Origin of the sequence: Vibrio sp. D3 (assembly GCF_043995865.1) — a bacterium.
Classification (GTDB): domain Bacteria; phylum Pseudomonadota; class Gammaproteobacteria; order Enterobacterales; family Vibrionaceae; genus Vibrio; species Vibrio diabolicus.
This window is the reverse complement of the sequence record NZ_CP171887.1, coordinates 670,859-688,767: the sequence shown is the minus strand read 5'-3', so window position 1 is coordinate 688,767 and position 17,909 is coordinate 670,859. Positions and strand designations below refer to the sequence as shown.

At 39.2% G+C, this 17,909-nt stretch carries 19 protein-coding genes; 7 read left to right on the top strand and 12 right to left on the bottom strand.

What is annotated here, in order from left to right:
- The first annotated feature begins 173 nt into the window (after positions 1 to 173).
- Positions 174 to 713 carry a type IV toxin-antitoxin system AbiEi family antitoxin gene (abiEi, locus tag ACHFJ9_RS11205; protein ID WP_159408101.1) on the top strand — a complete coding sequence of 180 codons (540 nt, stop codon included), beginning with the start codon at positions 174 to 176 and terminating at the stop codon, positions 711 to 713.
- A gap of 151 nt (positions 714 to 864) precedes the next feature.
- Here abiEi and ACHFJ9_RS11200 read toward each other — a convergent pair whose 3' ends face one another.
- Both ACHFJ9_RS11200 and ACHFJ9_RS11195 read right to left on the bottom strand, forming a co-directional pair.
- Complete coding sequence (locus ACHFJ9_RS11200) at positions 865 to 1,545, bottom strand: MAE_28990/MAE_18760 family HEPN-like nuclease (RefSeq protein WP_039547832.1); 681 nt, start codon at positions 1,543 to 1,545, stop codon at positions 865 to 867.
- A complete protein-coding gene (locus ACHFJ9_RS11195) occupies positions 1,538 to 2,578 on the bottom strand; it encodes a DUF262 domain-containing protein (RefSeq protein WP_039547831.1) in 1,041 nt (346 codons plus the stop codon). The genes ACHFJ9_RS11200 and ACHFJ9_RS11195 overlap by 8 nt, the downstream gene beginning before the upstream one ends.
- A 782-nt stretch (positions 2,579 to 3,360) precedes the next feature.
- On the opposite strand from ACHFJ9_RS11195, the gene ltrA reads away from it, so the two are divergent.
- From ltrA to ACHFJ9_RS11180, 3 genes are all read left to right on the top strand, one after another.
- Positions 3,361 to 4,833 (top strand): group II intron reverse transcriptase/maturase, encoded by a 1,473-nt coding sequence (gene ltrA / locus ACHFJ9_RS11190; RefSeq protein WP_005395181.1) that lies wholly within the window; start codon positions 3,361 to 3,363, stop codon positions 4,831 to 4,833.
- Between the two features lie 507 nt (positions 4,834 to 5,340).
- Positions 5,341 to 5,550, top strand: a complete 210-nt coding sequence (locus ACHFJ9_RS11185) for a cold-shock protein (RefSeq protein WP_005380677.1) — start codon at positions 5,341 to 5,343, stop codon at positions 5,548 to 5,550.
- 202 nt (positions 5,551 to 5,752) lie between these two features.
- Positions 5,753 to 5,908, top strand: coding sequence for a hypothetical protein (locus ACHFJ9_RS11180; RefSeq protein WP_020196713.1), 156 nt, complete (start codon positions 5,753 to 5,755; stop codon positions 5,906 to 5,908).
- 798 nt (positions 5,909 to 6,706) lie between these two features.
- Here ACHFJ9_RS11180 and ACHFJ9_RS11175 read toward each other — a convergent pair.
- The 7 genes from ACHFJ9_RS11175 to ACHFJ9_RS11145 form a co-directional block, all read right to left on the bottom strand.
- Complete coding sequence (locus ACHFJ9_RS11175) at positions 6,707 to 6,865, bottom strand: hypothetical protein (protein WP_185215332.1); 159 nt, start codon at positions 6,863 to 6,865, stop codon at positions 6,707 to 6,709.
- 65 nt (positions 6,866 to 6,930) lie between these two features.
- Positions 6,931 to 7,131, bottom strand: coding sequence for a hypothetical protein (locus tag ACHFJ9_RS11170; RefSeq protein WP_020196715.1), 201 nt, complete (start codon positions 7,129 to 7,131; stop codon positions 6,931 to 6,933).
- A 119-nt stretch (positions 7,132 to 7,250) separates the two neighbouring features.
- Complete coding sequence (locus ACHFJ9_RS11165; protein ID WP_005380667.1) at positions 7,251 to 7,463, bottom strand: cold-shock protein; 213 nt, start codon at positions 7,461 to 7,463, stop codon at positions 7,251 to 7,253.
- Between the two features lie 478 nt (positions 7,464 to 7,941).
- Positions 7,942 to 8,736, bottom strand: coding sequence for a hypothetical protein (locus ACHFJ9_RS11160; RefSeq protein ID WP_159408102.1), 795 nt, complete (start codon positions 8,734 to 8,736; stop codon positions 7,942 to 7,944).
- Between the two features lie 166 nt (positions 8,737 to 8,902).
- Positions 8,903 to 9,703: an abortive infection family protein gene (locus ACHFJ9_RS11155; RefSeq protein ID WP_197972204.1), complete on the bottom strand. Its 801-nt coding sequence runs from the start codon at positions 9,701 to 9,703 to the stop codon at positions 8,903 to 8,905.
- Between the two features lie 398 nt (positions 9,704 to 10,101).
- Positions 10,102 to 10,917 (bottom strand): restriction endonuclease, encoded by an 816-nt coding sequence (locus ACHFJ9_RS11150; protein WP_159408103.1) that lies wholly within the window; start codon positions 10,915 to 10,917, stop codon positions 10,102 to 10,104.
- Between the two features lie 463 nt (positions 10,918 to 11,380).
- Complete coding sequence (locus ACHFJ9_RS11145) at positions 11,381 to 11,545, bottom strand: AlpA family transcriptional regulator (protein WP_080728395.1); 165 nt, start codon at positions 11,543 to 11,545, stop codon at positions 11,381 to 11,383.
- Positions 11,546 to 11,937: 392 nt separating this feature from the next.
- Here ACHFJ9_RS11145 and ACHFJ9_RS11140 point away from each other — a divergent pair, with 392 nt between their 5' ends.
- The 3 genes from ACHFJ9_RS11140 to ACHFJ9_RS11130 all read left to right on the top strand — a co-directional run bounded on the left by ACHFJ9_RS11140 (position 11,938) and on the right by ACHFJ9_RS11130 (position 14,764).
- Positions 11,938 to 12,774, top strand: coding sequence for a MarR family transcriptional regulator (locus ACHFJ9_RS11140; protein ID WP_232105198.1), 837 nt, complete (start codon positions 11,938 to 11,940; stop codon positions 12,772 to 12,774).
- Positions 12,775 to 13,348: 574 nt separating this feature from the next.
- Complete coding sequence (locus tag ACHFJ9_RS11135; RefSeq protein ID WP_159408104.1) at positions 13,349 to 13,855, top strand: hypothetical protein; 507 nt, start codon at positions 13,349 to 13,351, stop codon at positions 13,853 to 13,855.
- A 297-nt stretch (positions 13,856 to 14,152) separates the two neighbouring features.
- A complete protein-coding gene (locus ACHFJ9_RS11130) occupies positions 14,153 to 14,764 on the top strand; it encodes a hypothetical protein (protein ID WP_159408105.1) in 612 nt (203 codons plus the stop codon).
- A gap of 531 nt (positions 14,765 to 15,295) precedes the next feature.
- Here the strand turns inward: ACHFJ9_RS11130 and ACHFJ9_RS11125 are convergent.
- From ACHFJ9_RS11125 to ACHFJ9_RS11115, 3 genes are all read right to left on the bottom strand, one after another.
- The gene (locus ACHFJ9_RS11125) at positions 15,296 to 16,003 is read right to left on the bottom strand and encodes a hypothetical protein (protein ID WP_159408106.1); all 708 of its coding nucleotides are present in this window, start codon (positions 16,001 to 16,003) and stop codon (positions 15,296 to 15,298) included.
- 291 nt (positions 16,004 to 16,294) lie between these two features.
- Complete coding sequence (locus tag ACHFJ9_RS11120; protein ID WP_161613064.1) at positions 16,295 to 16,714, bottom strand: hypothetical protein; 420 nt, start codon at positions 16,712 to 16,714, stop codon at positions 16,295 to 16,297.
- Positions 16,704 to 17,618: a hypothetical protein gene (locus ACHFJ9_RS11115; RefSeq protein WP_159408108.1), complete on the bottom strand. Its 915-nt coding sequence runs from the start codon at positions 17,616 to 17,618 to the stop codon at positions 16,704 to 16,706. Before ACHFJ9_RS11115 ends, ACHFJ9_RS11120 begins: the two co-directional genes overlap by 11 nt.
- Between the last annotated feature and the right edge of the window lie 291 nt (positions 17,619 to 17,909).

Below are 17,909 nucleotides of genomic sequence, written 5' to 3'. Positions count from 1 at the left end.
AGTGCTGCTATTCCCCTCCTTAAAGAATCATATTCATCATCATAGATTACGAGTTAGGATCCTAACCGAGAAAAACAAGCTAGGCATCACTACGGTATCAACGACTATCGATGCTTTAACTTCAATCACAAGTGAACAAAAATATATGCCATACTTACTTTTTATGACTACTTATGAGTATTGAAGTGAAGATTAAGACTGCATTGGAGCGCCTGCATAGGTTTGACAAGCAAGGCATACATGTTTATCGGAAGAGTGATCTCAGAAGGTTATTTTTTGATGATTCACTTACAGCATTCCAACAAAGCCTGCCACGTTTAGTAAAAGCAGGAGTAATAGAGCGAACGTGTAACGGTGTTTATGTATTCTCATACAGTCGTCATAAGGGCGGTTATACCATTGAATACATTGCTAAATGCTTGCGACGAGGAGAGTACAATTACATCTCTCTAGAATCGGCACTCTCAGAATACAGTGTCATTTCACAAGTGATGATTGATAGAATTACGATCATGACAACAGGACGCAAAGGAGAGTTTAGGACCCCTTACGGCGTTATCGAGTTCACACATACTAAACGTGATGATATTGACATTATCAGCAATACAATAACTTCAGATCGGCCCCTGCGGATTGCTAGTAAAGAGACTGCCATTCGAGATTTGAAGAGGGTTGGCAGAAACACACACTTAATTATGACGAATCACGAGTAGGCAGATGCTGGCACTCCCAAAAACCACTGACTCACTTTTGGACAGAAGTGAGTTACGAAAAATCAAGCATAAGTAAGTCATGAATAACTATTGATAATGGCAAAGCTGTTCCAATAGAAGTTCAGTATTGATAGCGTTGGCTGTTATTTTTTTATGCCACACGGTCAGCAATAAAATATCGTTTGTCTGCGCAATAAGAGGCAAACGAAGAAGTAATGTGAAGACATAAATGCTTTATACTGTCTGCTTTGCTATCTAGCTGCGTAACGTTAAACCTACGCCCTATAGTAATTGCAGTCTCCCTACCATGAGCTATTGCGTTACGGTGATCTTTCACTTCCGTTAAGACAAAGTGTTGTACGCCTTCAGGCAGTGGTGAGCTATCTAAATCAAAAAATGTCCACACGTTCTCTAACTGTTTGATGGAAATATTCATTGAGCCACCTGATGGAAAAACAGAACTGTCAACATTAGTTACTTCAGTATCACCTGTTACTGCAAGAACAAGTTTATGACGATTCTCCCACACTTTTGAGGCACCACACTCTCGAAGTGCCTTAAAATAAGAATCAAACAGTGAGCATAATACCGTACTTTTAAAACGATTAGCTGGCGCTTCCTCTTGCTCAATAATTTCTAATGTCCGTGTAACTGATTGCGTAATTGCAAACTCAAGTGCTGCATACATTGCAACAAATACCAAGCCTTTCTGAGCACGATAGAAGTCTGAATTTTTAGTATCTTCTGTCAGTGTCTCATCTGACAAATACTCTAGTATTGAATCTAGTTGTCTCAAGCGATGCATAACACCAGAGTCAATATCATTAAACATTATCTACAAACCTAACTCGACAATATTCAATTCTTTCGCGTAATCGAGGCCCTGAGTTTGTGGCTCCTGTAGTCAAACGGCGTAACTCTTCATCATCAATCCAGTTAGCTACATCTGAGCCAGTAATATCAACACCAGCCTCAATAGCATCAGCAGCCCCAATAGAAATTGCTTCAAAAAGTACTTGTGGTGTACTTCCTTTATTTCCGCGCTTAATTCCTTCAGGTAAGACAGTTCTTAGTGACTCGAATGTTTTTTCAAACAACTCTCGATACTTCTTGTAATTAAAATGTACTGACGATTCAGCCATAAAGTCATTTAGAAACGTTTCTACACTGTGCTTAAAGCCATCACGTTTAGTTTTGTAAGCCAAAAACTTCAAAACAAGCTCTTCTTTAGTACCGTCTTTTGCTTTAGTTGATGACACATTAACAACTTTGTTAAAATCATCATTTTTTGCAAGTTCAACAATAAAATCATTAAATTGCCCCCTAAATACACAAGCTCGAATTTCTTGAGGAGTTAGTTTGATTCCACCAGTATTCAATCTCTCAAAGAGGTCGAATCGTACTTTCAGATCACTCTTATCGCTTAATGTTGTTACCTTAAGTGGGCGTAAACTGAACTTCAAACGAAGTGAATGAGGCAGATCATCAAACGTTGCCCCATTGAACTCGGAAAGGATATCCAGTCCCTTAAGTCTAAGAGGCTTATCCAGCCCAAAACTTTCTATTTGCTCAGGGGTTCCACAAAAATGAATCAATGAGTTAAGCCTTTGTACACCATCAATTAACTCCCAAGATCCATCTCTATTTGCAGCCATGAACAGATTAGGAATAGGTATTCCCAATAAAACAGATTCTACAAGTTTAGACTGGTTTTCCTCGGGCCAACGAAATTGCCTTTGATACTCAGGAGCAATGTTGATAATTGATTCATTCGCCATAGAAATCAACTCTTTAACAGAGATATCAAATGAATCAAAATCTACCTTTCTAGTCTCTTGATCGAGTTGATTCATATAGTCTTTCATGTGTTCTCCAGCGAGCTATCTAAATTTACTCCAGTGTAACAACAACTCCTGTTTTAGTCGATATTAGTCAATAAGTTAGTGAGTGGTAGTTGCAAATACTGGCTAGCAATTCATGAAGAGGCAAAGAGCTAAGCTGACATAAGTGAAAGTAAGTCATATAGCTATACTTAAAATGAGATTCGATTTCTCTCTGACTCACTATGGGGCGTGCGACGTGAGGTCGTATGAAGCGCTGTTCACCGCTCAACGAGTGGACCATCTGTATCACCAGATGAACCTAGGACTCTGAATAAAGTAGCGAGTCTGACAATGTAACGAAGGTTGGTATTTACCAATCGGGATTGAAATCGTGAGAAGACGATCCTCCTGATAACCACATAAATCGGGTGAGTGCTAGGTAGTCAGCATGATGAACATAAGTGAATCCGCTCAAGGTGCGTTATGTGATGAAACAGCGGAAGTGGTTAACACGCTGTAGCCAAAAGGCGTGAGAGTCGGAAAGAGATTGCCCCATGCTCTTTCGTGATCATTGAACTCTCCGCACCATAGCGGGCATCTACCCTGACATTGCGCGACATACGGAACACGGTAAGCCTGTATCACTCCCTTTGGGGAAAGCCTTTGTGGCCGATAGTGATGCAGGTAGAGGATGTTGGAAAAAGCGAACGCTGCATTGTAACGATGCAGATACAGATTCATATCTGATCACGAAAGTGAGCTGACTTCCGACTGGTCTTCCGTTGCAAGAGAATTTGAAGAACTTTATTCAAGGAGAAACGCAAATGATGATTTCAAAAGAGATTAGTGCCTCTCCTGACAGTGCTCAATGGCAATCCATAAACTGGAAAGCGGTAGAAGCGCGTGTTTTAAAGCTTCAGATGCGTATTGCAAAGGCAACACGAGAAGGTAAACACGGCAAAGCGAAAGCGTTGCAGTGGATACTGACTCACTCGCGCTCGGCAAAACTTCTTGCTGTTAAGCGAGTATCACAAAACAAAGGCAGTAAAACGCCTGGAATAGACGGCGTTATCTGGAACACAGATACGCGCCGTATGAAAGCAGTTAATCAATTGAGCAGAAAAGCTTATCAAGCCAAACCGCTCAAGCGTATCTACATCCCCAAGAAAAACGGCAAGCTCAGACCACTGGGTATCCCCTGCATGGTCGATAGAGCGCAGCAAGCGCTTCATCTTCTTGCTCTGGAGCCAGTATCAGAAACACTTGCCGACCCTAACAGCTATGGATTTAGACCAAACCGCAGCACTGCCGATGCAGTCGCACAGTGCTTCAAGTGTCTGGCATTAAAGAAATCAGCTCAATGGGTTCTTGAGGGAGATATCAAAGCCTGTTTCGACAAGATCGGGCATCAATGGCTTATGAATAATATTGCCGTAGATAAACGCATGTTGGGACAATGGTTAAAGTCTGGTTTTGTGGACAAAGGGCTGTTCTACCGTACTGACGAGGGGACACCACAAGGCGGGGTCATATCTCCGACCTTGATGCTAATGACTCTTGCAGGACTTGAGCAACGCATAAAGTCTACCGCACTCAAAAAGGGAGCTAGAGCCAACTTTATTGGATACGCCGACGATTTCGTCGTCACCTGTGCTTCAAAGGAAGTGCTGGAGAACGATATCAAACCGTTGATTGCTGATTTCTTAGCAGAAAGAGGCTTAACACTCTCCGAAGAGAAAACGCACATTACCCATATCAGCCGTGGTTTTGATTTCCTAGGTTTTAATCATAGGAAGTACAAAGGGAAATTGCTCATTAAACCGAGCAAATCCAACACACTACTGTTCTTGAGCAACTTGCGCGAACTCATCAAAAAGCACGCAACCATCCCTGTTAACGATTTAATCAAGTTGATAAATCCGAAACTCAGGGGCTGGTCGAATTACTATCGGCACTGCGTGGCTAAACAGGTATTCGGATATGTAGGTCACAAGCTATTCCATACGTTATGGCATTGGGCTAAAAGACGCCATCCAACAAAATCCAGAACTTGGATCGCGCTTAAATACTTCATCAACCGTCAAGGTCAATGGCAATTTCACGGTTGGCAGAAGATCATGGATATGGATTGTCAGTTCAATCTGTTTCAAATAGCCAAGGTGCCAATAGAGAGACATGTGAAAATCAGGAGTGCCGCTACACCTTTTGACCCTCAATACCAAGAATACTTGGCAAAGAGAAAGTCAAAGAGGCAATGTCGTAACTCTTGGCATGAGCCTGCTCTCACTGCTTTATAAGTTGCTGGGTGCCAATCGGTGCCTTCGTGAAGGCTTGAGCCTAGTGCGGTGAAAGTTGCACGCTGGGTTCTTAGAGGGACGACACTTGGTAACAGGTGTCGTCTACTCGACAGTTCTGCGTTACGATGATCTACCCCGTCAGCAAGCCGTTGGACAAAGGCGAGTTTGGCAGCCGCAAGCAAGTCTCTCTCAAAAAAGGCCGTTTGGCAGTATTGATTTATTGCTTAATGTTCCCAACTGCAAAACGTCGGAATCAAGATGAACCCTTTGTGATAAAATGCGTTTGAATAGATGATATAAAAATTAATTTGAAATAAAGGTATATTTTTTTTAATTAATCTGTATAGTGGTCTTTGCTCTGACACAGAGTTGTTTCAAGATAAAATATAAAGAAAGTTTTCCAGCGTCATCCCTAGCAAGTTTCTCTCTGTAATCTCCTTAATGCTCTATCCTAAAATAATACCTATGTTCAGTGCACCTTAATTTTAATTTTATAAGGGGCATAATATGTCTAATCAAGTAATTGGTACAGTAAAGTGGTTTAACGAAACTAAAGGTTTTGGTTTTATTTCTCAAGAAAATGGCGATGATTTATTTGTTCATTTCAGAAGCATTTTAGGCGATGGTTTTAAGAAGCTTATTGAAGGCGAGCAGGTTTCCTTTACTGTAGGTAAAGGTCCTAAAGGCCTTCAAGCAGAAAATGTAACGACTATTTAGTCTTACAATTGAATTTACACTGCCTCGTCATACGCCTGGCGAGGTAGTTGCTCTGACAAAGATTTGTTTCAAGATAAAATATAAAGATAGTTTTCCAGCGTAATCCCTAGCAAGTTTCTCTCTGTAATCTCCTTAATTACCTATCCTAAAAATACTTATGTTCAGTGCACCTTAATTATAATTTTTTATAAAGGGGCATAATATGTCTAATCAAATATTTAATAATGAGAATAGAAATAATAAAAACAAATCTATTCAAAATAAAGAAACATCAATACATAAAAAAATAAAGATGAATAGCCTTCTCCAAAGGATTGCTAATGGTGAGACTGGTGTTGTTTTGGAGGAACTACTTTGAAAAATCACGGTAGAAAGAAGATCTGGTTTAAGTTAAAAAAGTGCGAATCATACACTAAAAAAATTTTATTATATTGAATGTAAGGTTTGTACAAGGTTGCTCATAGAAAGACTATGCTCTTCAACAGATGAGCTTTGGGAATAGCAACAACGAAATATCTGGGGCACACATCATATTATGACAAGTGGAACGTTAAGTTGCTTAAACTGTAGGAGCGATGAAACATACTCGTAGTGCTCAGGTTTGTGAGATGAGGTAATAACCATTCTATGATGGTTTTTTGCCGTCCATACTCCTTGATAATCAGTTGCTTGCCTAGTCCAGCTTTTAGGCAGAAACCAAGTCAGTTCGAACGTTTAAGCGTGAAACAATGCCATATTGAAAGCATCACACCACTACGTCTCCTCAAAAGGAATAGGACCATGCCGACCTAAAACACACCGTGATGGATAGCGAAACTATCTTCATGAAAAGTCTAACGAACGCCAAGCGCTCAGCTGAGCATCATGCGCCAGAGGGTGCAATACTAATTAAGATTAGAGATTTAATGGATCAGATGCTAAGTCGAATAACGCTTGATGATAGCTGGGTAGATAGCTGTGAAGACTGACGTTGGTTAGCAATCATGATTCGTTTTTCGTAGTAGCCTTTGACACAGTTTGGATTGTTTGTCTGACAAGGTTTGCTCACGATTAAGTTGATCTCGTAAACCTGTCAGCATGTCTCGGTCCAAGTTGCTCAGCTTTTCGGAATGTAAGAGGAGTGTCGTATTGATAAGCTCAGAGAGGTTTCGTGAACTCATAGTCCCCACTCTTTATCCCACTTTTTTTGTTCTTCAATCTCTTCTATGCGTTTGCGAACACCCATTTTTTTCAACTCTTCTGGTATTCGTTTAATCCCTTTCTGATTAATACTAAATTGCTTCTGCTTTTGTGTCGGTTTAGGTGACTTACTCATATATCATCCTATTGATGCTATGAAAGATGATTTTATTCAGATTAGAATAAAGCCATTTCAATTCATTATCTCTTATTAATGTATCGTTCCGCGTTTGCAAAAAGTTTATCGCATGCTTTTTTCTGTGCTAAATATTCTGATGAACTTTCAGTCATAGAGTCGAGAATTTCTTTCGCTTCTTGATATTCTTTTACCATCGCAGCGAATCGTTCTTCGAAGTTGTTTTTCTGTGTTTTCTTGCTTGATTTTCTTACTGGTTTTCTCATATTGCTTCTTATCTTATCGATCCCAAAATTTATTTTATTCGTATTTCGAACGTTCAGAATCTTTATTAAAAAATAAAGTAAAAAAGTCTCCTCGACAGAAGAGACTTTTTATAAATATCTTACACTAACGTAACATTATCCGCTTGAGGACCTTTGTTACCTTGTTCAACAACAAAAGAAACCTTTTGGCCTTCAGATAATGTTTTGAAGCCATCACTAACAATTGATTTGAAGTGAACAAATAGGTCAGAACCGCCGTTATCAGGAGTGATAAATCCAAAACCTTTGGATTCATTAAACCATTTTACTAAGCCTGTTGATTTATTTGACATAATATATCTCGATACATTGATTAAGTTAAAAAGAAAGCTACTAAATAAGGAATGAAGAAAAAGGTATCGCAGGATAAATATGACGAATTTAATCGAATAAAAACTGAGAAGATCTTGAACTAAATATTTTACTAATAGCTCATCGTTTGAGCTTCTGACACTATACACTATATGAACATAATAGATATCTATTTCTTGATTGATTTTTATTTTCCATAAAATCAATGACATAAAAAGTGAAAGGCTGAATTGAAATCAACAGCATCATTAAAAATAATTATTGCAAAACAGATATTCGATACAAGCATGATCCCTAATTCTAACTTTGAATGGGGCACTTCTGTGCTACGGAGTGCCAATTGTGAAGGTTCTGGCCAGAAACGAGTCATTGATTTTACTAAATTAGCTATTGACGGATTAGGTAAGGTATTGCAAACCACCGTGAGTAACGATTGACGGCAGAGGAGCCTCATATGTGTTAGCCACAATCTTCAACCGACTCCTCGCCAAATAGTGAGAATACTACCTCTTTTGCTATAGGGTCTAAACTGTATGTGTAGTTACGTTGAGGTTGAGTAAATACGATTGTTTTTGAAAATGCAGAAAATACTCGCTCATTATCATAGTATTGGCTACCGTTTGAACGATTGTATCTTTTAGTGCAGATAGACTCTTTTTTCAAGAAATCAAGGAAATGCTCAACGTCTTTCGGTTGCATCCCAGTAAAGAACCTAACCAAAGCATCACGCTTTAGTTGCTCGAAATTAGACCAAAGCTCTTCCTCTAATATACTTTTAGCCAACGTTGTTAATGCTGCCGATTCATATCTATCACCCACGGCTGGAGTATAGATAATTTTCGCGTTCTTTAAGGTAAACAGGGGAGCGCCCTTGCGAACAGACACATGATTTTGTCGCTTCAATTCTTGGATGATGTGTAACTGGTGAACATCTAGCTCATTAAATGCTAGGCGTAATTTCTCTCGATTTCTTTGCCTTTCAATTTGTTCATGCTTTTCCTTTTGAGCTTGTTCCTCTTTGGCTTTCTGAGTTGTTCTCCAACGCTCTAAACAATCAAAAGCCAATGAAATCAGTGCATAGACTAAACGAATAACAGTTAAGAAGAACAAGCTTTGAAGCAATGTTTTAGATAATATTTCGAATTGAACTTGTTGAGTCCTTTCGAGCCAGAGTAAGCCAGTTACAACCAAGAATATTGCTAAATTTAGCCTAACATTCTTTGCTTTATTCAGAACATCTAAAAATTCTTTCATACTGCCCATCTACACTGATTCCCCCATCATGGCTAATGCGTGATAAGTGGTTAGCAACGCTTCCACCCTTCCTAACTAATTGTACAATGACTGAGGCCTCAAATGGGGTAAAAACTACGAAGCAAGGTCTAACTGATGTTTGTCAGCCCTTCTTGTAGTCCAAGGATCAGAAATCTACAGTTAGTACGGGGTTGTGTGACTCCAAATGTGTCTCGACTAAGAACAAAGCCATTGCGCCTGCGAGATTTACAGCTAATTCTGCATGTCGTTTTTTGGGTTTCGCTGATTTAGGCTTGTCGCCGTGCGCATCGCCATGTTTGTTTCTCAATGTGCCTAGACCATTCACAACACCAGAGCAACCACCAAGTATTTGCTTGAATACTTGCTCTGAATGCTGTTCAGGAGACATGTTCAACTCTTTAGCGGTGGATTTATATAAATCAGAAAGATCAATGCGACTTTCATCAAACATCACCCCCCTATCATGAAGAATGTGCTTACATACCGACTCTATGATACTTCGGGCCATAGTTATAGCACCATCTGGATCGTGAGATTTACGCTCAAGTGCTTTCTGCCATGCTCTATGAATACTGTCTTCACTGAACTGACTCAGTACTTCATCAATTGACTGATTTGCTGGGTGAGCTTGCTTCCCTTCTAGAAAATCTAAACTAGCAACAAACTGCCCATATATGTACTGTCTTCGCTCTTTGTAGGTTTCAAACTTTGGTTGTATGAATCCCCAAAACTGGTCGAGGCTTCTATTCGTTTTTATAAACGAAGGACATAAGGTTTTTAAGGTTGAATGGTTGATAACATAGTCTCGTAGAATTTTGTAATCACCTTGGCTGTTATCATCACCTCCCGTAGCCCTTGAAATAAGCATATTTTGGAGGTATTCAATCTTCTCTAGATCGGTGAACTCATCTAAGTAGCATTGTCTATTAACCAAAAATTGCTTCAAATTACTCTCCAAAGTCATCAACATGTCGATATGTGCATTCAATGATATTAAATGCATAAGATTAGTTCAGTCAAAGGTAAGCCAGTAGAAATGTTAAGAATACTTGCTCTAGCGCAGTTTGGGGCAAAAGTGTTTCAGAGCTTACGTTCATTACCCCATTGGTTCTGACAAACCCACTTATGAAAGATAATGGGTAACACATTTTTCACCAGAGAGTTCTGCACTGAGAGGGCTTTTTATCTATCAATGAAATGAGCAAACTTTAGTTTTTGATGATTTGAGCGAGAACAATGTTCTCGCAATAGCATTTTCAGTTGGAAATTAGGCTCAAAAGGTTAACTTTTATGTTCTGAGAACACCCTTCTATACGGTTAGACTGCTTGAACCCTCACTCACATTCAACAGTCGCAAGTGTAGCGACATTTAGGATACGTAGAGCAACCATAGAAACTTTTACCCGCATTACGACCTTTTTTAGCAACACGGATCACAAGGCTAGACTGGCAGTTTGGGCAAACCTTGGAATGAGGATCGGGTGTAGGCTCTGCAATGACTGGCTTATTCATAAAGCTGCGTCCATCTTCAATCATGTGGACTAGCTCGCTACCATTAACCAACCACAGGCGCTTCTCTTGAGCAAAAGCGATGGCTTCAGAAGTAAAACCTCCCGATGTTACGATGATCATTTTGCTAGCACGATTGTCGATCATCACACCATACATTTCTCTTAAGACTTGAACTCCGACTTTTCTAGCTTTCCAGTGCTTACATTGTATGAGACTCAACTCACCGTCTTTAGTTAACCAAATATCAACCCCTCCATCTCCCTGCTTTGAGAAAGATTGTTTAACGTCGTAGCCTTGCTGTTTAAAGTACTCGCCAATGTAGCTTTCAAATTCAATCCAACTGAGGGAATTAAGCGGAGTCGTGTTTTTGTGTGCTCTGATTTGAGATGTCGTCGCAAGATAATTATGCTTTCGCTGATACTGCTTAAAGAACGAAATTGGAGCTGGAATTAAAAACAAAAAAGCAAAATACGGTGCCATTTGCGGAAGATTCGGCCCAATGGCATTGAAGATGAAGTTATCACTGCGAGCCGCTAATCCTGGCAATAGGAAAGATAAACCAACATAAATGCCTGCTGAGAAAAAGATACTCACCCACCACGGCGCATCCATCAAATGCCAAATAATTCCATCATTCTTCCGAGCCATAACCCCTCCCAATAAGCATCAAAGTGAATTAAAGCACAATTACCAGGTCTAATACAAAGAGGTAAATCATGTATTTATTTATTGGGATTACAAGCAGTTAGAACATAGTTCTAGCAAGAGCATTTTTTATTTATTTATTAATTAAATAACCAAACTTCAGTTTTTGATGATGTGAGCGAGAACAGTGTTCTAGCAAAAGCGTTTGAAAGCTATCAGCCTTTGTCTGATATACCCAGACACTAATCGGATAATACCTGACTCTGCCTTTCGTCATTTCGGAGAACATTGTTCTCCGTTCAACTAATGAAGATTCGAGCAGAAATTGGATCCCTGAGATAGACAAAGCAAGAACAAGGTTCCTGCAAGAGCATTTTTTATTCGTGTTATTAATCATATAAACAATGACATACTTATATTTACGAGGGCTAAGCGAGAACACTGTTCTCGCAGTAACAAGTCGCATCTATTTTTGTTCTTCTAGCCAGCGCTCAATGTCTTTTCTCTGCCAGCCCACCACTCTAGAACTAAGTGCTACGACGGGCGGCATTTTTCCTTCTCTACGCCAACGCCACAAAGTACTTACGCTTACCCCGATCTCTTTAGCTAACTGCTCTTGTCTTACAAACATTTTATTACCTTTATTTCTCTATTATTTAGTCGTATCTTAGATTCTCATCACCTGACTCGTAATATAAAATAAGCAACAAACCATATTGACATGATGACTAATGGACTTAGATCAAAAACGCAATGCTGTTGAGACTACAGATAGAAACAGCAATCAATGACTTAAAAAACCAGGCCAAATCTCGAGGTTGTAAAATTGCTCAGCGACGTCGTTCTGGGTATTTACACGCTGTTGATGCCGCTCGGAACATTGTTCTAGAACCATGGTTTACCAAGTTGCTCAGACAACATGGAACCATACTCAAAAAGTACAGCAGTTTTAATGCTATCCATCTTGCCGAGATCATCTAAAGTTACGGAGGATTAAATAAAACAATTAAACTTATTGAAACGGTGCTAGCTTTACGTGGATTCGGGCTTCATACCCAACGACGCATCAATTATGCCGATCAAGTACTGTTGGGCTTAAAGGATCTGCGTTCACTCACTCCACAACATCAAGAGGAAGAGGTTCGTTGGAACAGTATTCTACCATACTGCCCACTATGCTGGCGTCTACGCAGCCGCTTTCACTACTACTGCGAAAAACACCACCCCATCAAGTCCACTAAACCTTATAAACAGCAAAAATACGCAGCTATCACTAAATTGAAGCGTCTGTCCAACCAGAACAGCACTGTTTACGAAAAGTACCTAGTACAACCTAACAAACAGAAAAATCTGGGACGACAACTGTATGACCTGGTCAGCGGCTATGCGCCGCATCCACGAGTATTTCTGCGCCAATGTAAAGATAGCGCGAAGGCAGGAGACTGGCTCTCGCTATCAAAGAACATTGTTCAGACATGTAAAGTAAACTACCCAGCGAGCTATAAAAAAATAAATCAGATCAAGTCAGATGATTTTGGTCAATGGTCATCATGGTGTATCGCGATAGTGAGATGTTTAGATCCTAAAGAACCAAACGCGTGGAGTGATAAAGAGTGCCTAACGCTTTTCAATGAGTTGAATACTTGGACCACACTGATTGGGATCTTGCATCGCTTCGAATGTGTAGAACTAATCAATAGCATTGGAACTAAGCGTGGCCCAGACGTTGGATATGGAGCCAATCTAGAACAACACCAGTTGATCAAAGAGCTGTTAAAACAACAACTAGCCACGAATAGCAAAGCTAACTTAAGTGATATCGCTAGAACGCTTGGGCTTAGCAGACAACGCATACACTAGATCATTAAAAAACATCAATTGCTCTCCTAAACAGCAAAGTAACTGTGCAAAAAATAATCGAATTTATTTTGCATTTTTAATTATTAAATCAAATAAAAATCATAAATATAATTACGAATAATTTAATTATTAAATTGAGCTAAGATAATTATGGAAATAAAATAGTTTTTACTTATTGACTTTTTCATGTTATAACTATTATAACTGTTATAATTATTATAAAGTTATAATTCTAATATAAGGATACATTATTTAAAATCACTTAACAAAATATAGAACATCGTTTTTTCTGCTAAATTTCTTCTGCCACACTTGGCACATTCACTGCCAATCCTGACACTTCCTCCGCCATTACTGGCAGTTTCGTTGCCAAGCTTGGCAAAAAAGTGTGCCAAGCAATTTTGGTGTAAAAAACTTAGGCAAACATACAGTGCATTATTTTAATAAATAAAAAGTAACACTTTGTGTTTATTATTTTCTATATATTACATTCAAGGTGAAGAAAAATATTTATTTGAACAATACTACAGTTCAAGTGTATATTATTCATAATATCGTTACTGAGAATATTCTTATGAGTAGATTTGTACTCTCCGCAGACTTACGCCTAGGACATGATAATATATTGAAATATCGTTCAGGATTCGATTCTCCTGAAGAGCATCATAATATTCTATTTGATAACCTTGCATCATTTGTACAACGTCGTGATACGTTAATCCTGCTAGGAGATATTGCAACTACCCCGTTTTGGCTAGAGAAGGTTGTAAGTATTAAATGTACGAAGAAAGTACTCGTACTTGGCAATCATTGTACAAACATGAAGATCAGCGGCAAGATGCTCGCAGCTGGCTTCGATGAGATTCACTCGATGCTATCTAAACGAAATAGCTGGTTTACACACTGCCCTATACATCCTCAGGAATTACATGGAAAGATCAATGTTCACGGACATTTACATGACAGTCTCATTCTAGATGATGCAGGCAAACCAGATCCCCGCTATATCAATGTATCAGTAGATCAGACTCGATTTAGACCAGTCTTATTCGGTGACGTCATTAGTCAAATCACTCGCTAAGTGGCTCTTGCCAACACTCTGTTTGATAAACGAGACAAAACCGTATAGCAAAAAAGCTCACTGGTAATGGAAACGCTCACTGCATATATGAACAACGAGCTTCCAGAAGCTATAGACCATTTAAATACGAGATTGCCAAATGACTTTCCAGAACATATCTCTAGCCTTATTTTCGACAATGCATTGAAAATGCTTCAAAGACTCTCCTTACAAGCATCCGAGTAGAGTACAAGCTATATGTCAAAAGCGGCTTAGACCTTGTAAGGATAAACATCATTAAACTTTTTGGAAAAACATATGGCATTCACATTTAAATTAGATTCCCCTATTCATGAGCTTCAAGCATCTACAGCACTTCTAGTTCCAAACGTTCCAGGGCAGAATCTGGTTGAGCAGTTAATTGAGCTTGCAACAAAAGAATATATTTCCTCATTAGAAAAAGGGAAAAATGGGGAGTTCGGCTTACTAATTCATGACAGCAACGGAGAGGAAGTAATTCATCTTGCTTATCGTAGTGACATAACTTATCTAACGCAATTTGATAAAACCAAAACTCACATTATTAAATATGCTAACGAAAAAAGCATACCTACCAAGGAATTAGTTCTACCTAGCGGTGAGATATTAGTTATGTGCAAAAACAATGCTGACTCTGAAGCGTGGTGCCAGTTATTAATGAATTTTTCCATGCAGAAAGTAGCTCAGATTGAGAGATTAGATTTGCACCCTGCTCTGCAAGGGAACGGTTTTTTTACTAAGTTAGTAAACCAATTACTCTGCATTGCTGATACAGAGTATGTATTAGTGACTAACATCGTCAATGACGAATGGTTTGAGTATTTAAAAGAGGTAGCAGATGAAATCGTAGAAAATCGTTTTCAATGTAGTGCTTTGTTTAACCAGAAGTAATCAATCTTAGTTCTAAGTAATAGTGGATATGGACTAACCTAGGCACTGGTGTACATAGCAAGACCAAGCATCAAAGCTCCCTCCCAAGGAGAATTTCAAACTCTTGATTCATATCGGTTAAGAGAGTCCGAATGATTTGGAGGAACTTGCTGACATTAGCTGTATTGACTCATACACGCTCCGACAGTTTTGATTATATAAGTTGGTCATGCACCTGTACTCGCCCCCACACAGCTCACTTCTGGACAGAAACATTTTAGTGAATATACTAAATTAGCAAAACATGGATTAAATGAAGTATGCGAAGAGCTTTCTATTGCAGCTTAGTTCTACCCATTTTGCCAAGGCAATGGAAGGTCAAAATACATGCATAACCCCACAATGATAACCATGCTTAGCGCTCTCCAAGCAAACTTTATATGAATGTCTTTTGTTCGAATTTCTAGAAGCATGATAAGTCTCTCCACATCATTATTTATAGACTCATCATATCCAGTGTACGACTGCCATTCTGGACACAAAAAGAGTTATTTAATCATTTTTGTCCATGCTTTTTGGTAGCTGCGTTGTAGAGCGTTTAGTCTCCAAGTATCTCCTGTAGGCTCTATTCAACGCCTGAGCACTTTCTTCTGGGTTCTCGGAGTTTTTACCAGCGTTGAAAACCATCACAGAGAACGCAATAAAATCACTATTTTGACCAGTTTGAGGCCGTTTATTGGTAATTTGCGACCAAATTTTTTCGATGCGGTGCCAATATATGCCTCTTTTTTTTGATTTATTTGTTCTAGTCTGAGCACTGCTCATCGTTAGCCCAACACTTCGAATCAAGTGCTTTAGTTCGATCTGAGGGTCATAATATGTAAAAGTTTGTGCTTTAAGCTCACCACTTCGCAAGTAAGGTGAATGCATCAGCTTAGTGATGTCATCAAATGTGTCAGGGGCTGTGTTTTTCAATGAATCAAACTTACTGATTAAGCTTTTTAGTTCAGCTTCTATAGTTTCTAACTTTGAAATGAGACCATCGGTAGAAGATGGTGCTTTGCAGTAGTGGTATTCAATCGCCAAGTCGAAGACGCGTTTTTTCAGTTCCTCTACTGAGTGTTGAGAACGAATTGCTTTCAGTATCTGTTTGTCATTCGCTGAAGCGTTTTTTTCAATATTTTTTATATGCTCCTTCCCAACCTTATACGCAAAATCATATGCTTCTATGACTGCTGCTTCTTGGCTCTCGTCAAACATCTATAGTCATCCTAATCTTCGAACTCACGGCGAATAGTTACAGTACATAGCTAACTAAAACTAAGTCAAATGTTGCTTTAACGAAATGAAGTGATAGTTGGTTGAAACACGTTTGGGGCAGAGGCTTGCTAACCAGGATCTAGCTGAAACGTCCAGAATGATGTTTCCGAAAATTGAACATTGGAAATTAATGAGTAACTTCAAGTATTAAAAAACGGCTTTGGGAGAGTTAGCGCATGACGTGTACATACGCTAACAGAGTGGCTTGTGCCAAAAGCCTGAAAGACAATTTTAATCACACACGCTAGGGTCTAAAACATAGGTCCGACTTGAGGATTTTAATGTGAGTTCTCGTTTAGAGGTGCATTCGATATAGCTTTTCTCATGAAGTTTTTCCTTCAATGCTCCATTTACCTTCCAGCCAGTTAGAAAAGCTAATACAGATACCCCCCCAAGAATGATTATAAATATCTTGGGTATCCAGAGGAGCTTTTTCCCTGTAATTAGGCAGATGACCATGAATACAGACACAACAAACATTGCCCAAGAAAAAGCAAATGTAGAAGCATCATTAATCGCTCCACTTACGACTATTCTATCATGAAGCAGTTTATGTGCATCAAACACCTCCATAACATCGTGAGCCGATAGTAGGAAAAGTGATGAAAAAATCAAACAGAAAGCAAATGCCTTTAAGCGGTTAATTTTCATCAATTAATCTCTCAACTTCTTTTTTCATTGGTTCAGTATATCTATATTTGTCATCTACTTCAGATACTTTCTTACCAATGTAAAATGCACTTATGGCAAAGAAACCTAGTAACAATGCTGTAGGCGGGGTAGCAAACGCTAGGATTAATCCAGCTCTTAATACTAAAGTAGCACCTTGAGCTATTACGCCTGCAACCACACCTTTAGATATATCCGCTGTAAATTGGCCGACCACTTCACCTAGCGTTTTTTCATCATGCAAAATGTAGTCAACTGCATTAACCGCACCACTAAACACAAGCTCTACATAGATGTTGCCTTTCAAGAAACTGACATTGCCTTGAACAGTATTTAGGGCGTGACCAATTTTAAGCATTTGTGGTGTTGCTTCTTGCCAACGGATACCTAGGTCTAAATATTTAGGCTTGTAGTTCTCAACCACAATATTCATTACACCATTGATATTTACAGCTTTGGCAGTTGCTCCCCATCCACCAAGCTCTTTAGCGACCTCATAAGCGCCTTTAAGCCCCATACCTACGCCAGTGTAGTCCTTCCCGTTCGAAAGTTGTCCATGCGAGTCTTTGATGAGCAAGTCTAAATACTCGTTACCTTCTTCAACAGTCAGTACCGCAATACTCACGTTCTCTTGTTGAGAAGTGTCCCACTGATATTCTTTAGCTTGCTTTTGTAAAACATCGTTCCATTCTTTTTCTGTTAGGTCGTAAGCTTGTTGGACAGCTTTGCGTTCAGCAAGAACGCGCTCTCTGTTTTCAGCCCATCGTTTCTCATCGCTCGCGGTAGATCTCAGCGCTTCCTGACGTTCTCGGCGTTGACGTGCTGCTCGTTCTCTAGTGGTTTCTTGTCTTTCTTCTGGGGCTACAGGAGCGGATTCATATCTCATGGGAGTCGGTTTTACTGATAAATAAAAAGGATAATAACAATATTTTCAGTGATTTATCATCCTCAACAAGATTACATGATGATTTAACCAATTAAATAGGCAAATTGCCAAGTCAAACAAGCATAGTAAAGGGGTAAGTCGTGTTGATTTGTATTCTATCGGATAACTTTTTGTAGGGTAAATTTACATCAGCAAGATATTAAAGAGCATTTACTCTGAATGATTTTAGGGCAGAGACGAGTTATAGTTGTTGCTCAAAATCGTGCACTTCGGATAAGTTGAATTGGATAA